At 53.8% G+C, this 13,853-nt stretch carries 16 protein-coding genes; 2 read left to right on the top strand and 14 right to left on the bottom strand.

The annotated features are described in order from the left end of the window. Positions 1 to 12: 12 nt before the first annotated feature. The 9 genes from ACKWMY_RS11985 to ACKWMY_RS11945 all read right to left on the bottom strand — a co-directional run bounded on the left by ACKWMY_RS11985 (position 13) and on the right by ACKWMY_RS11945 (position 7,000). Positions 13 to 693, bottom strand: coding sequence for a hypothetical protein (locus ACKWMY_RS11985; protein WP_409486339.1), 681 nt, complete (start codon positions 691 to 693; stop codon positions 13 to 15). Between the two features lie 350 nt (positions 694 to 1,043). After that, positions 1,044 to 2,348: an NAD(P)/FAD-dependent oxidoreductase gene (locus ACKWMY_RS11980; protein ID WP_024485958.1), complete on the bottom strand. Its 1,305-nt coding sequence runs from the start codon at positions 2,346 to 2,348 to the stop codon at positions 1,044 to 1,046. 332 nt (positions 2,349 to 2,680) lie between these two features. Next, entirely contained in the window at positions 2,681 to 3,223 is a 543-nt protein-coding gene (ycfP, locus tag ACKWMY_RS11975; protein ID WP_024531145.1) for an alpha/beta hydrolase YcfP, read from the bottom strand. A 76-nt stretch (positions 3,224 to 3,299) separates the two neighbouring features. After that, positions 3,300 to 4,319: a beta-N-acetylhexosaminidase gene (gene nagZ / locus ACKWMY_RS11970; protein WP_029712059.1), complete on the bottom strand. Its 1,020-nt coding sequence runs from the start codon at positions 4,317 to 4,319 to the stop codon at positions 3,300 to 3,302. Between the two features lie 37 nt (positions 4,320 to 4,356). Beyond that, positions 4,357 to 5,220, bottom strand: a complete 864-nt coding sequence (locus ACKWMY_RS11965) for a phosphotransferase (RefSeq protein WP_409486338.1) — start codon at positions 5,218 to 5,220, stop codon at positions 4,357 to 4,359. Next, a complete protein-coding gene (gene lpoB, locus ACKWMY_RS11960) occupies positions 5,201 to 5,782 on the bottom strand; it encodes a penicillin-binding protein activator LpoB (RefSeq protein ID WP_024531148.1) in 582 nt (193 codons plus the stop codon). The genes ACKWMY_RS11965 and lpoB overlap by 20 nt, the downstream gene beginning before the upstream one ends. A gap of 25 nt (positions 5,783 to 5,807) precedes the next feature. Further along, positions 5,808 to 6,197: a YcfL family protein gene (locus ACKWMY_RS11955; RefSeq protein ID WP_024531149.1), complete on the bottom strand. Its 390-nt coding sequence runs from the start codon at positions 6,195 to 6,197 to the stop codon at positions 5,808 to 5,810. 12 nt (positions 6,198 to 6,209) lie between these two features. Continuing rightward, positions 6,210 to 6,560 (bottom strand): purine nucleoside phosphoramidase, encoded by a 351-nt coding sequence (gene hinT, locus ACKWMY_RS11950; RefSeq protein ID WP_021178295.1) that lies wholly within the window; start codon positions 6,558 to 6,560, stop codon positions 6,210 to 6,212. Positions 6,561 to 6,694: 134 nt separating this feature from the next. After that, positions 6,695 to 7,000 carry a winged helix-turn-helix transcriptional regulator gene (locus ACKWMY_RS11945; protein WP_024531150.1) on the bottom strand — a complete coding sequence of 102 codons (306 nt, stop codon included), beginning with the start codon at positions 6,998 to 7,000 and terminating at the stop codon, positions 6,695 to 6,697. Positions 7,001 to 7,167: 167 nt separating this feature from the next. Here ACKWMY_RS11945 and ACKWMY_RS11940 point away from each other — a divergent pair, with 167 nt between their 5' ends. Continuing rightward, positions 7,168 to 7,923, top strand: coding sequence for an SDR family oxidoreductase (locus ACKWMY_RS11940; RefSeq protein ID WP_074031326.1), 756 nt, complete (start codon positions 7,168 to 7,170; stop codon positions 7,921 to 7,923). Between the two features lie 412 nt (positions 7,924 to 8,335). After that, a complete protein-coding gene (locus ACKWMY_RS11935; RefSeq protein ID WP_021178298.1) occupies positions 8,336 to 8,488 on the top strand; it encodes a type I toxin-antitoxin system Hok family toxin in 153 nt (50 codons plus the stop codon). Positions 8,489 to 8,621: 133 nt separating this feature from the next. On the opposite strand, the gene ptsG is transcribed toward ACKWMY_RS11935, so the two are convergent. From ptsG to mltG, 5 genes are all read right to left on the bottom strand, one after another. Further along, positions 8,622 to 10,055 (bottom strand): PTS glucose transporter subunit IIBC, encoded by a 1,434-nt coding sequence (gene ptsG, locus ACKWMY_RS11930; protein ID WP_024528551.1) that lies wholly within the window; start codon positions 10,053 to 10,055, stop codon positions 8,622 to 8,624. 339 nt (positions 10,056 to 10,394) lie between these two features. After that, positions 10,395 to 11,171 (bottom strand): metal-dependent hydrolase, encoded by a 777-nt coding sequence (locus tag ACKWMY_RS11925; RefSeq protein WP_074031323.1) that lies wholly within the window; start codon positions 11,169 to 11,171, stop codon positions 10,395 to 10,397. Between the two features lie 14 nt (positions 11,172 to 11,185). Beyond that, the gene (gene holB, locus ACKWMY_RS11920; RefSeq protein WP_074031322.1) at positions 11,186 to 12,193 is read right to left on the bottom strand and encodes a DNA polymerase III subunit delta'; all 1,008 of its coding nucleotides are present in this window, start codon (positions 12,191 to 12,193) and stop codon (positions 11,186 to 11,188) included. Beyond that, positions 12,193 to 12,831: a dTMP kinase gene (tmk, locus tag ACKWMY_RS11915; RefSeq protein ID WP_409486337.1), complete on the bottom strand. Its 639-nt coding sequence runs from the start codon at positions 12,829 to 12,831 to the stop codon at positions 12,193 to 12,195. The genes holB and tmk overlap by 1 nt, the downstream gene beginning before the upstream one ends. Next, positions 12,821 to 13,846 carry an endolytic transglycosylase MltG gene (gene mltG / locus ACKWMY_RS11910; RefSeq protein ID WP_024528547.1) on the bottom strand — a complete coding sequence of 342 codons (1,026 nt, stop codon included), beginning with the start codon at positions 13,844 to 13,846 and terminating at the stop codon, positions 12,821 to 12,823. Before mltG ends, tmk begins: the two co-directional genes overlap by 11 nt. Positions 13,847 to 13,853 lie beyond the last annotated feature (7 nt).

Here is a 13,853-nt window from a genome sequence, read left to right as displayed (position 1 = left end):
CGTGTCGATTCCTTACCGAAATTTTGCTGCTTCGATACCGTCATAAAGCTGATCGATAAAGCGGACAAACGCTTTAAATCCATCATTAATGAGTGATGTAAAATACTGACATTCATCCTCAGTGAAAATTAGCCGGTTTATGATTTCATCATCGGCTCCCATTGTGTGTCCTGATTCATGGCTTGCATGCAGGGAACCACAAAATTCCAGTTTTAAACTGGTTCCACTAGTGATCTCATTCAGAGTTGTGAACATGATGTTTCCCGTTGCCTCCATCACTTCAATAATGACCAATCTTGATTTGGCATCTTTACCCGCTATTAACTCTATGAGGTCGTAAGTCAGTTTTCGGCTTGCCGAAAGCTCCTCAGACCAGAGGTATTGTAGTGTTTCGGTGAAGGGACGACTTTTGTTCATGTCTAGCTGTTGCAGGTCAGTTATGTACCAAGGCCAATGATTCGAGTCCTCCTTCGCATGTTTATTGATCGCGTCTTCAAGTTCATTCTTAGGGGAAGCAAAAGGTAGCACATATTTATTTATGTCTCCGAAACTCATAATAAAATGTGACATGCCAGGTAGAAAAGAAAGTCGTTCCTCAAGCGGAAGTGTTGCATTGCGGATATGAGTGAAAAACTTGTGTTTGGAAAAAGCGTCTTTTTGAATTTCAATCGCGAGTGACACTTTATTCATCATCTTAACACCTGTTTTATAAGTGACATTTTATGGCTCAAAAACAGCAACCATGTTTTGTGAACTATGAAGTTAATCGTGGGCTTTAAAGAGTATGTCAACGGCGATACTTTCTCTGTAGGGCCACAGTTACTATAGCCCAATATTTGATTAGTCAATTCTTAACAAGGTGGTGACTCGCTCCCCGATGCCATTGAACAATGTATTAAAATGTCAGTGAATTGAGTGCGGTGAAAGTCGCACACTCCGTTCTTAGGGGCGCAGTCTTGCAACCTACTGATCTCACGGCAATAAAAAACCCACGCGGCAAGCCTACGTGGGTTTTCATCAACCGAACGAATGGGTTTAAAAAATTAGTGCATCTTCAAGCGCGGTCGGATCACGCGGTTGATACCACCCACCAGCATCATCAGGCCGGTTTTGGTATAGCCGTGCAGCGCTACCTGGTGCATACGGTACAGCGAAATATACACCACGCGGGCGATACGCCCTTCGACCATCATTGAACCGCGCATCAGGTTGCCCATCAGGCTACCTACGGTACTGAAGCGGGAAAGCGAGACCAGTGAACCGTGATCCTTATAAACGTAAGGCTTCATCGGCTGATCGTGCATCATCGCCAGGATGTTGCTATAGCAACGTGATGCCATCTGGTGAGCAGACTGTGCCCGAGGTGGCACAAAGCCGCCGCCTTCACGTGGGCAGGAAGCGCAGTCACCGATGGCAAAGATGTTGGCATCACGGGTGGTTTGCAGCGTTGGCTCAACTACCAGCTGATTGATGCGGTTGGTTTCCAGCCCAGCAATCTCTTTCATAAAGTCTGGTGCCTTGATGCCCGCCGCCCACACCATCAGATCGGCATTGATAAATTCGCCGCCTTTAGTGTTCAGGCCATGCTCATCGGCACTGGTCACCATGGTATTGGTTAATACGCGTACGCCAAGCTTGTTCAGTTCCTGGTGCGCCGCTGCGGAAATACGCGGCGGCAGAGCTGGCAGAATGCGCTCACCGGCTTCAACCAGGGTAACCTTCAAGGCGCTGTTATCCAGCCCTTCAAAGCCGTAGCTGTGCAGCTGTTTGACCGCATTATGCAGTTCTGCCGACAGCTCAACGCCGGTAGCCCCACCGCCCACGATGGCAATATTCACGCTCTCCTTCTCTTCCGGATTGGCAGAGAACTTGAGGAACAGGTTCAACATCTCGTTATGGAAACGGTGCGCCTGATTCGGGTTATCCAGGAAGATGCAGTTATCTCTTACCCCTGGGGTGCCAAAGTCGTTCGAGGTGCTGCCGAGCGCCATCACCAGGATGTCGTAGCTTAACTCGCGGGCGGGAACCAGCTGGCAGCCTTGCTCATCGCAGATCTGCGTTAACTGCAGCGTTTTCTTTTCACGGTCAATGTTGACCAGTGAACCCAGTTGGAAGTTGAAGAAGTGATTACGCGCATGCGCCAGGTAGTTCAACGCATCCACACCGTCATCCAGGGAGCCGGTAGCCACTTCATGCAGCAATGGCTTCCACAGATGGCTGTGGTTGCGATCCACCAGCGTGATCTCCGCTTTGTGCTTACGACCCAGTTTATGGCCCAGGCTGGTTGCCAGCTCCAGACCACCGGCACCACCGCCGACAATAACGATTTTTTTCTTTGGCGTTGTCAAAATGACCCCCTGAATGTGAACCAATTGCTGCCTAAGGGTAAATAAATAATATCCTTAGAATACATAGGGTTCGCTTAAGTTAAACCTGCAATCTGGGGCCAGAATAGCACGAGAGGTTATTTGGTCATACCAAAATTGATGTACGTCAAAGTTTTTTGGTTAAAGGCTGGACGAAGGGATTTTTTGAGGATTGTGATTCAAATAGTTAGCGTGAGATCACAGTTTTACATTTTGCTGCCCACTGGCGAAAACGAGCACGATAAAAACAAAAAAGCCGCAATTGCTGCCCTTGGGGAACAGCGTTCACGGCTCAATAATGCGTTATAAAACTGTTACGTCAATGTCTTGAACGCTTTGATGCGTTGCAAGTGCGGCGAGATGTTTTTAAACTTGTGACTCTGCTGTTCATCCCAGACGATTTCATAATACTTGTGCAGCAACTCGGCACTACGCTGGCTGTCCAACACTTCGTCCTGGCGAGAAAGCACCACCAGGCAGCGATCGCGGTTCTTCTCACGGAAATCTTCCACGCATTTGGTGGCGATATCACGATACTCTTCCGGCCGGTCGATCTTGCCGTGCATATGTTCTTCCGGGTACAGGTTCGGGTTGAAGATCACCTGACGGATGCCGCACAAAAAACCGATACGTTCAGCCCAAAAGCCCCCAAGACCCACACCGCAGATCAATGGATGGGCATCCCCTTCCTGCTGAACCGCCTTGTCCACCTCTTTCAATAAATGCTGCATATCATGGCGCGGATGCAAAGTGCTGTAGCTGATAAAGCGCACGTCCGGATCGATGAACTGTAACTGCATAATCTTTTCATGATTGCCGGGACTGGTGGAATCGAAGCCATGCAAATAGATAATCATGTGGTTCCTCGCAACAAGCTGGGGGCCGCTGGCAGCCCCCATTATTAACGCCGCCTTCTTGCGGCGCCCTGGCCGTTCACCCCGCTGAGCGTTGCTTATGCTCTTCCCAGCGTTCATGCAATTGACTCAGCGCATGATGCGCCTTTTGCCAACGGTCGGAATCGCGCAGTTCCTGACGGGTGAACTGACCGCGATGATATAACCGCTGCAATTTCTCTACTTTGACCGGGGACAGGTTATCTAACACGCTGACCGCCCCTGCCCGATTATTACAAACCAGGATCATATCGCAACCAGCATCGAGCGCCGCCTGGCCACGTTCGGCATAGCTGCCCATGATCGCCGCCCCTTCCATCGACAGATCGTCAGAGAAGATCACGCCCTCAAAGCCTAGCTCCTGACGCAAAATTTGCTGCAGCCAGTAAGGCGAGCCGCTGGCCGGGCGCGGGTCTGCTTCAGTATAGATAACGTGGGCTGGCATGATGGCATCCAGCAATCCGCGTTGGATCAGCTCACGGAAGATAGTCATATCATGTTCGCGGATTTGAGCCAATGGCCGTGGATCGCGCGGAGTTTCTTTATGCGAGTCCGCCGTAACCGCGCCATGCCCAGGGAAATGCTTGCCGGTGGTTTTCATCCCGGCGCTGTGCATTCCCTGGATAAAGCGTTCGGCCATCACTAACGCCTGCTGCGGATCGCTATGGAAAGAACGCTCGCCAATCGCCGCGCTGGCGTGGCCGATGTCCAATACCGGGGCAAAGCTGATATCGATATCCTGGGCAATCATTTCCGAGGCCATCAGCCACCCGGCTTCCTGAGCCAGACGCCCGCCTTCCTGAGCATCGTTGAGCGCCGCAAAGGACTGCGCCGCCGGTAAGCGGGTAAAACCTTCGCGAAAGCGCTGTACGCGCCCGCCTTCCTGATCCACCGCCACCACCAGCCGCGAATGCGAGGCCGCGCGGATTTGGCGAACCAGCTCACGCAACTGCTGCGGATCGGCAAAGTTGCGGGTAAACAGGATCAAGCCCCCTACCAGCGGGTGTTTTAAAATCTCGCGTTCTTCTGCGTCCAGCTCATAGCCGACGACATCTAGCATTACTGGGCCCACGGCCACCTCACATCAGTATTCATGATTAATTTGACGATGATAAACAAAAACGCCGGTATAACGCTGCGCCCCAACGCAAAAATTCCGCATCCCGACACTGCTGCCAGCGCACTTCGCACCACATCAGCATCAGGTAATCCACCCATGGCAACCAACGCTGAACCTGTGAGGCCAGCTGCGGCAAATCGGCATAGCCGTGGGGTTGGTATTGCTCTAAAAAGCGTTGTTGCACAGCCGGGGAAAATTGATTGAAGCGAAACATCGCCGCCAGCTCAAGGGCGATATCGCCATCGGCGGCATACTCCCAGTCGATCAGCCTGAGCTGCCCGGCCTGTCGCAGCAGATTACCGGCATGAATATCCATGTGCAGCGTTGCCAGCTGCAACGGTCGCGGCATGGTGCCAGTGATGAAATAGCGCTGCCAACGCAGCCAGGCAGGCGTGATCCGCCGGCGATCAATTTGCTGCCAATAGCGGGTAAATTGCTGTTGCAGATCCAGCCGGTAACCACTCAACCCACGGTTATGCAACCGTGCTGTCAGCTCTGCCAGTTCCCCGTTGGCCGTTAAGGAAACAAACGCCGTTTCGTCAACGCTCTCACCGCCAAGCCATTCGACGATCAACCACTCAGGGCTCTGTAACCATACCTTTGGCCCCATGCCTAATCCAGCGCGCTTGAGCACTTGCCCCTCACGCCGACGGTTAACGCCGAGCATGCGTTTTTCTGGCGTCTGCGGACGGGCCAGCAGTTGCACATCGCCACCGTCGATCCGCCAGCTCTCGCCGCTCAACCCTTGTACCTGGCTAAAATGACAACCGGCGGTATTTACCGCCGGCAGCCTGTTACTCAAGAGTCGCCGCAGCTGGGATTCAGTATTTGACGTCGCCATTGCCTGACCAGACGATCTCACCGGTTTGTACCAGCATCAGTTGCATTTCCATCGCCGGTGACTTCACATCGCCACTGACGTCGCTATACAACACGTATTGCGCATTGACGATGCGCGCCAGGCCAATCGCCTTGCTGCGCGATCCGAGGCTGTCTTCCGCCGACAGGCCCAGCGTCTGTTTGGCGCTCGCCAACTGCGCTTCCGGCACGACGGCAAAGGTGTTGTTGGATGCCAAAGCCTGATGCAGCGCCGAGGTGGCGTTGCCGATGCTCAATGAGCCATTGGTATTGTTTTTCACGCTGTCCAACAGCAATACGCTGCCAGGCGTGACGCCATCAGCCTTCAGCATCTGATTGACCAACGGCTGTACGCTACCCAGCCAATCAAGCTGCTGGATCTTCGGCGGCTGTGGCACCGGTTCGGTGGTTGGTGGCAACGGTTCAGGCTGAGGCTCTGGTTGCGGCTGTGGCTCGACAGTCACCGGTGCCGTAGGCTCTGGTGGGCGTGATGGACAACCGGTTAACACCAACGCGGCCAGCGCCACCCATAGGAACTTTTTCATTACCTTCTCCAACGTAACCCAAAACTTATAAGTATAAATACAGACGTACACGCTTGGCATCAAGGTTGCCATTCAACGAATAAATCTCGGTGTCTGAATTGGCGGCAACGGTGACCGTGCGCGGCTTTTCAAAAGGCAGGATATCCAGCCCCTGTTTGTCATACCAGTAGAAACGATAGTGGAGGGTCACCGGCGTCGTCTGGGTGTTGCTGAGCACCGAACTGGCCCGCAGGCGGCCAGATGCATCGGCAATAGACGGGTTATCCGCCAGAATACCCGCCGTCAGTACCGGTGAATCCATCACTACCGTTTGCCGTTCATTGACCGAGATGCCCTTCGGGCTGCTACACCCCATCAGCATCGCGGCGGGGAGCACCAGCGCCATCAAGTAACGCGTCGTGTGGATATAGCGCATGGTCTTCCTCGGTTAACGTGACAATAACGGGCCCAGAGCGCGGCCACCGACTAAATGCATATGAATATGATAGACCTCCTGCCCGCCATGACGATTGCAATTAATGAGCAAGCGGTAACCGTCTTCGGCAATCCCTTCCTGCTCGGCAATTTTGGCCGCCACGGTGATCATACGGCCTAATGCGGCCTCGTGCTCCACGGTCACGTCGTTCACCGTTGGGATCAGTACGTTCGGCACGATCAGGATGTGGGTCGGTGCCTGTGGGGAAATATCACGAAATGCGGTGACCAGTTCGTCCTGGTAGACCACATCGGCAGGGATTTCACGGCGAATAATTTTACTGAAAATCGTTTCTTCGGCCATCTGGAACTCCTTGTTCAGCGAAAATATTGGTTTACGCAGTATGCGTGACAAATTCTACTGCTATCAACCCGATTGCGCACTTTCCGTATCGAGTGATGGAGAATCACTCAACCTTACGAGTTTACTGGCGATGATTAACTACCGATCAGCTGCGGCGCATGGCCACGCATCCAGTCAGCCAACGAGTCTAACGTGGGGCGCAATGTTTTACCCAGAGGCGTTATCTGGTACTCCACCCGTGGTGGCACCTGTGGAAACACCTGCCGAGTGACAAGACCGCATTGTTCAAACTGGCGGAGCTGACGCGTCAGCTCTTTTTGCGCGATGGGTGCCACTGCGCGCTGTAATTCGCTAAAGCGTATCGGGCCGTCGATCACCATCAGGCGATACAGGATCGGGATCGCCCATTTGCCTGAAATCAAATTGACGAAGCTCACCATCGGGCACGGTTCTCCCGCAGGCGGTAACGGGAAATTTTTTTCGACCTGCCCTTTCACTATTGACGCCATTGCATCCCACCTTGTCTTTTAGTATCCAAACGGTACCTACTATGCAAAAGGTACTAACAAACCAATAATGGCGTAACTGGCCAACGAGAGGAAGGGTTATGTCACGATTAACAGGTAAATACGCGTTGATTACCGGGGGAACCAGCGGCATCGGACTGGAGACGGCCCGGCAGTTTATTGCCGAAGGAGCCACTGTGGCGATCACCGGGCGCAGCGCTAGCGGGTTAACAGCGGCTGGCGAAACGCTAGGGGATGTCGTGCTATTGCACAATGACGCCGGGGTTATCGGCCAACAGAGGATTTTGGCAGCGCAGTTGGCTAAAAGCTGGCCCCGGCTGGATATCCTGTATATCAACGCCGGTGATGTCACCCACCTGCCGTTACAGGAATGGGATCAACAGCGCTATGACCAACTGATGAACACCAATCTCAAAGGCCCACTGTTTTTGATCCAGGCCCTGTTACCGTTGCTGGGCAATCCCGCCTCGGTGATCCTGTGTGGTTCTGTCAGCGCGCATATTGGCCTGGCGCAAAGCAGCGTCTATGCCGCCAGTAAAGCCGGGATTTTATCTTTGGCGCGTTCACTTTCTGCCGAGCTGCACCCGCGCGGTATTCGCGTCAACGGCCTTAGCCCTGGCCCAACGGCAACTCCGGCGCTGGGCAAGCTGGGTTTACCGGCACAGGCTGAACAGACATTGCGCGAAGAGATCCACGCGCTGGTGCCGATTGGCCGCATGGGGACCGCGCTGGAATTGGCAAAAGCCGCCGTATTCCTCGCATCTGACGAATCCAGCTACATGGTGGGCAGTGAACTGCTGATCGACGGTGGCGTGGGGAATTTAGCACGGAGTTGAAAGGCTGTTATAGGGGCGCTGCATGCTGCGCCCAATGAGATCATGCCACTGTTTGCTCCACGAGTTTAGCGCTTCAGCAAAACTTCCAGCCTGGCTTTCACCTCACGCCATTCATCACCGCTATGGACTGCGGTCAGCATCGCAAACAACGAGCAAAAAGCCCAAAATACGCAGGAATTATACTGGGCTGGTTCAGCTTAATTGTTCTATGTAACAAAGCGCTGATTTATTACCAGGCGGGATTACTGTTAACATTCGCGTGGGTGCTCTGGATCTTTTTGTCCTGAGCATTAGCAAGGGATAGAAAGAGAAAAGCCCCGAATCGATGCAAATCAACCCGAGGCCACTCTTATGCTCCAACAACATAAAGGTAGCCTCTTACCCGCTGAAAGGCAAGGACAAGGAGGCTATCATGCCGCAAAAGTTAGTCGTAATGGCCCTGGTTATTCTCTGTATCACCGTACTGGTGTTCACCTGGATGACCAGGAAAAGACTCTGTGAGATCCGCATTCGTAGCGGAGAAACGGAGGTTGCGGCCATGATGGCTTACGAATCCGCAAGGTAAGGCAACCCAACGGCGGGGCTTGCCCCGCCTGTTGGTTGTTTGAGCTGAGATCCATGAGCACCCCTCCCCATGTTGTTAATCAACCCATAAAAAAAGGGAGGCCTAAGCCTCCCCATTAACTCCCCTACCTGAATCAGTGATTACGGATGTATTCATCCATATCGGTTTTCAGGTTGTCGGATTTGGTACCAAAGATCGCCTGAACGCCTGAGCCAGCCACAACCACACCGGCAGCACCCAGTTTCTTCAGACCAGCCTGGTCAACCTTGGATACGTCGGCCACGCTGACGCGCAGACGTGTAATACAGGCATCCAGGTTGGTGATATTTTCTTTACCGCCGAATGCCTGAACCAATGCAGCAGACATTTCAGAGCCACCCTGAGCTACCTGTTCGGAAGAGTTGTCTTCACGGCCAGGAGTTTTCAGATCCAGCTTGGCAATCAGCACGCGGAAGATGGTGTAGTACACCAGACCGTAGATGACACCAACGATTGGGAACAGCCAAATTTTGCTGCTGTTGCCACTCAGGACGATGAAGTCGATCAGACCGTGTGAGAAGCTGGTACCGTCACGCATACCCAACAGAATACAGATTGGGAACGCCAGACCGGCCAGGATCGCATGGATGACGTACAGGATCGGCGCAACGAACATGAAGGCGAACTCGATCGGCTCGGTAATACCGGTCAGGAACGAGGTCAGCGCAGCGGAGATCATGATACCGCCGACTTTGGCACGGTTTTCCGGCTTGGCAGAGTGCCAGATCGCAATCGCTGCAGCAGGCAGACCATACATTTTAAACAGGAAGCCACCAGACAGCATACCTGCTGTTGGGTCACCCGCCATGTAACGCGGAATGTCGCCGTGGAACACTTGACCAGCGGCATTGGTGTATTCGCCGATCTGCATCTGGAAAGGTACGTTCCAAATGTGGTGCAGACCAAACGGTACCAGAGCACGCTCAACAAAACCGTAGATACCAAACGCGACCACTGGGTTCTGATAAGCCGCCCATTGTGAGAAGGTCTGGATAGCCGTACCGATTGGCGGCCAGATGAAGGAGAGGATCACACCCAGAATGATAGCGGCCAGACCAGAGATGATCGGCACAAAACGCTTACCGGCAAAGAAGCCCAGGTATTCTGGCAACTGAATGCGGAAGAAACGGTTAAACATGTAGGCAGCAATGGCACCGGAGATAATCCCCCCGAGCACACCGGTATCCGCCAGGTGTTTCGCCGCAATCTCTTCGGCTGGCAAATGCAGCACCAGCGGTGCAACCACGGCCATGGTTTTCACCATGATGCCATAAGCCACTACCGCAGCCAGTGCAGAAACGCCGTCGTTGTTAGTGAAGCCCAGGGCAACACCGATAGCGAAGATCAACGGCATATTGGCGAATACGGAACCGCCGGCTTCCGCCATCACGTGAGAGACTACCAGCGGTAGCCAGCTAAAGTTGGCGGAACCGACGCCCAGCAGGATACCTGCGATAGGCAATACGGAAACCGGCAGCATCAGCGATTTACCTACTTTTTGCAGGTTGGCAAATGCGTTCTTGAACATAGTTGAGTGTGCTCCTGAGTAATAGTGCTTTGCTACTTCTCGCGAATTTTCGCGTTGCAGAGGGGGGAGAGAAAACCCCTGCATTTTCAGGGTGTCTGAGCACCCCTTTAATTTTTACGCAGAGTAAAATAAATACCCTGAACAATGTTTGATGGCAGTCACGTTTCGATGAATCTGACCGGCCATTTTTCAAAAATCGTCTACTTTTTGTGAAGAAAGATGAAAATTCGCCCGGCAGCTCCCCTGAAACGGGTGGGAACATTACCCGTTTCGAGGATTAATTACGAGCTTAAAAAGAATTAGATTATCGCCAGCGGTTCGCTAAGCCTAGACGAAGGATCAGAGTTCGATGTGAAACAAACGTGAAAAGTTGCTGGTGGTCGCTTGCGCCAGGTTTTCCAGGCTAACGCCCTTCAATACGGCCAGGTATTCTGCGACGTCACGCACATAGGCAGGTTGGTTTTCTTTACCACGATGGGGAACTGGCGCCAGGTATGGCGAGTCGGTTTCCACCAGCATGCGATCCAATGGCACATAGCGGGCCACCTCGCGCAGCGGCTCGGCGTTACGGAAAGTGACAATGCCGGAGAACGAGATATAGAAACCCAGATCGAGCAAGGCTTTCGCCGTTGGCAAATCTTCGGTAAAACAATGCAGCACGCCGCCGCAATCCTGTGCGTTTTCTTCACGCAGAATGGCCAACGTATCGTCACGCGCATCACGCGTATGCACAATCACCGGCTTGTTGAGATCCCGGCCAATACGAATATGTTGGCGGAACGACTCTTGCTGCAACGGGATATTGTCTTGCTGATAGAAGTAATCCAGCCCGGTCTCCCCCAGGGCAACCACCTGTTCAGCCGCTGCCAGACTGCGCAGTTCGGCATAATCGTAGCCCCCCTCCAGATTCAACGGATGAACGCCACAGGAGAACGCGACATCGTTACGTTGACCGATCAGTTGAGTCATCGCCTGGTAACCCGGCAACGTGGTGGCAACCGCCAGCACAAAACCCACATCCTGCGCTTTGGCTTTGACCAGAGCATCGTCCACGCTGTGGTGCAAGGTGGCAAAATCCAGGCTGTCGAGATGGCAGTGAGAATCTACTAATAACATGATAATTAACTCTTTTACAACGAATGAGGGGATGAGTAACCGGTAGCGCCGAGCATCTGCTCCCAACCTAGTAACTGTTCTGTCAGCAACAGCTCGCGATTAACGCCAACCACGCTGAGTAACTGATGGCGGCAGTTAAGCCACTGCTGCATGATTTTCTGGAGCGAAACGCTGCTCAAACGGCTGGCCAACTGCTGGACCAACGGCAGTTGATCCTGATTCAGAGCATAGCTCGCGGCACCCTGCTGGTATTTCATCGCATCCATCAGCAACGCGCATAGCCAGTGTAGCCGGTCCGCCACGTCGTCATGGTTCAGTGCCGGCAACAGGGCCAACATATCGCACTGCGGCAGAGCAGCGCTCAAGGCGTTGCACAGTGCGGCCCGCTGTTGCCAGCGATTCGGTTGCAGCAACTGTTCGGCAGCGAGTGGAGCACCGTCATGCAAGCGTAATGCGGTCAGGCGATCGATCGGATTACCCGCGCCCTGGCGGTTCAGCCATTGCAGGCTAAGCTGCTCATCCGGGCTGGCCAGATGCCAGTAGAAACAGCGGCTACGCAGCGTCGCCAGCAGGCTTGAGGGCTCACGGCAACCTAGCAGGAAGTAGGTATTGGCCGGAGGCTCTTCCAGGGTTTTCAGCAAGGCGTTGGCGGCGGCCTCGGTCAACAGCTCTGCCTGCGACAGCCACACTACCTTAGCTCCCCCTTGCTGAGCATGGGAATAGAGGATCTCAATCACTTGGCGGATTGGTTCGATACCCAGGCTGCTTTTGCCCTTTTCCGGGGCCAGTACGTGGTAGTCTGGGTGGTTGCCTGCCAGCATCAACCGGCAGCTGTGACACTCACCGCAGCTCTTTTCACCATTGCGCTTTTGGCAGATCAGCCAACGGCTAAGGGCATAGAGTAGCTCAGCATCGCCGTTGCCCACCGCCGCATGCAGCAGTAATGCGTGATGGCCACGCCCAGCCGCATACTGCCCCACCAAATGACGATAGGGAGCGTTAAGCCACGGGTACCAGTTCATTACGCCACATCCTGCTGTTGCAGCCACTGTAAGACCACCTGGCGAATATCGGCGGTGACCTGTTCCAGCGTTTGTGCCGCATCTATGGTAACGATGCTCGCATCCTGCGCCGCCAGTTCAAGATAGCGCGCACGGGTACGTTCAAAGAACGGCAGCGCTTCTTGCTCTATACGATCCAACTCTCCGCGCGCGCGCGCTCTTTGCAGGCCCACCGACGGCGGTAAGTCGAGATACAGGGTCAGGTCGGGCCGGAAGTCACCCAATACCGTATCACGCAGCGAACTCATCAAATGTGGATCGATTCCCCGGCCCCCGCCCTGATAGGCTTGCGCGGAAAGGTCGTGACGATCGCCAACCACCCAGGTCCCCCGCGCCAACGCTGGCTGGATCACGGTTTCCACCAGTTGTACCCGCGCGGCATAAATCATCAGCAGTTCCGCCTTGATGGTTGGCAAATCGCCCTCTGCGCCGCATTTAAACAGCTCGCGCAACTTCTCCGCCAATGGCGTACCGCCCGGTTCACGGGTAAATACAATGTCGTTAATACCCTGCTCGTTAAGCACGCTGACCACGGTATTGCGCGCGGTAGTTTTGCCCGCGCCTTCCAACCCTTCAATCACTATAAAGTTACTTTTCATTCTTTTCCTTTTGTACCTGCCGATAGGCACGTACAGCCGCATTATGGCTGGCCAGGTTGGTGGTGAACGTATGGCCACCCTTACCGTCGGCAACAAAGTACAAATAATCGGTTTTAGCCGGATTGGCAGCAGCTTCCAGTGAAGCACGGCTTGGCATGGCGATCGGCGTTGGCGGCAGGCCACTGATCACATAGGTGTTATAGGGCGTTGCCGTCTCCAGATCCTTACGGGTGATGTTACCGGTATAACTGTCACCCATGCCGTAGATCACCGTAGGATCGGTTTGCAAACGCATACCCAGACGCAGGCGATTGATAAACACTGAAGCGACCTTGGTTCGCTCTTCCGCTACCGCAGTCTCTTTCTCAATGATTGAAGCCATCGTCAGCAACTCTTCCGGCGTTTTGTAGGGCAAGCTGGTGTCTCGCGCATGCCAGACGTCCTGCAATGCCTTATACATCCGCAGCTGCGAACGCTTTAACAATGCCTGATCGGTGGTTCCTGCCGTATAGAGATAGGTATCTGGATACAAACGGCCTTCCAGCACGCCCCCCTCCGGCAGCCCCAGCGCCTTGGCGATTTCCGCCTCGCTTTTACCTGTCAGGGTATGTTTGACATATTTAGACTCTTGCAGCACCTGCAGCCAATCTTTCAGACGCGAACCTTCGATAAAGCGCGCGCTGAACTGGGCCTCTTTGCCGCTCGCCAACAGTTTCAGCATCTGGCGTACCGTCATCCCCGGGGTTAAACGGTAGGTGCCAGCCTTGAATTCGGCCAATTCCGGCTCCAGGCGCAGTAACCACGGGAACCAGCGGCCATTGTGGATCAACTTGTCGCGCACCAGCAGCCCTTCCAGTGCCACACGGCCAGTGCCTACAGGCAGTTTGAAGTAGGTTTCCTGCCCAATCGCCAGCGGAGTATCGGCAAAGCGTTCAATCCGCTGATGCCCCCAATACAGCGAAGCCAACACCAGGAGTAGCAGCAGTACAACAATCTTGAGCTTTTTTCTCTTCATCAATCAG

This window comes from Serratia sp. J2 (assembly GCF_046269175.1).
GTDB classification, from domain to species: domain Bacteria; phylum Pseudomonadota; class Gammaproteobacteria; order Enterobacterales; family Enterobacteriaceae; genus Chania; species Chania fonticola_C.
The sequence above is the reverse complement of the archived record's forward strand: the minus strand, read 5'-3'. Positions and strand labels throughout refer to the sequence as shown.

Excerpts from the sequence above, each read along its gene's own strand:
- lpoB (WP_024531148.1), bottom strand. The coding sequence starts at position 5,782 with ATGAAAAAGTTCCTATGGGTGGCGCTGGCCGCGTTGGTGTTAACCGGT.
- tmk (WP_409486337.1), bottom strand. The coding sequence starts at position 12,831 with ATGAAAAGTAACTTTATAGTGATTGAAGGGTTGGAAGGCGCGGGCAAA.
- ptsG (WP_024528551.1), bottom strand. The coding sequence starts at position 10,055 with ATGTTCAAGAACGCATTTGCCAACCTGCAAAAAGTAGGTAAATCGCTG.
- holB (WP_074031322.1), bottom strand. The coding sequence starts at position 12,193 with ATGAACTGGTACCCGTGGCTTAACGCTCCCTATCGTCATTTGGTGGGG.
- nagZ (WP_029712059.1), bottom strand. The coding sequence starts at position 4,319 with ATGCTAGATGTCGTCGGCTATGAGCTGGACGCAGAAGAACGCGAGATT.
- ACKWMY_RS11940 (WP_074031326.1), top strand. The coding sequence starts at position 7,168 with ATGTCACGATTAACAGGTAAATACGCGTTGATTACCGGGGGAACCAGC.
- ACKWMY_RS11925 (WP_074031323.1), bottom strand. The coding sequence starts at position 11,171 with ATGTTATTAGTAGATTCTCACTGCCATCTCGACAGCCTGGATTTTGCC.
- ACKWMY_RS11965 (WP_409486338.1), bottom strand. The coding sequence starts at position 5,220 with ATGGCGACGTCAAATACTGAATCCCAGCTGCGGCGACTCTTGAGTAAC.
- ACKWMY_RS11935 (WP_021178298.1), top strand. The coding sequence starts at position 8,336 with ATGCCGCAAAAGTTAGTCGTAATGGCCCTGGTTATTCTCTGTATCACC.
- ACKWMY_RS11945 (WP_024531150.1), bottom strand. The coding sequence starts at position 7,000 with ATGGTGAGCTTCGTCAATTTGATTTCAGGCAAATGGGCGATCCCGATC.
- hinT (WP_021178295.1), bottom strand. The coding sequence starts at position 6,560 with ATGGCCGAAGAAACGATTTTCAGTAAAATTATTCGCCGTGAAATCCCT.
- mltG (WP_024528547.1), bottom strand. The coding sequence starts at position 13,846 with ATGAAGAGAAAAAAGCTCAAGATTGTTGTACTGCTGCTACTCCTGGTG.
- ACKWMY_RS11985 (WP_409486339.1), bottom strand. The coding sequence starts at position 693 with ATGATGAATAAAGTGTCACTCGCGATTGAAATTCAAAAAGACGCTTTT.
- ACKWMY_RS11955 (WP_024531149.1), bottom strand. The coding sequence starts at position 6,197 with ATGCGCTATATCCACACGACGCGTTACTTGATGGCGCTGGTGCTCCCC.
- ycfP (WP_024531145.1), bottom strand. The coding sequence starts at position 3,223 with ATGATTATCTATTTGCATGGCTTCGATTCCACCAGTCCCGGCAATCAT.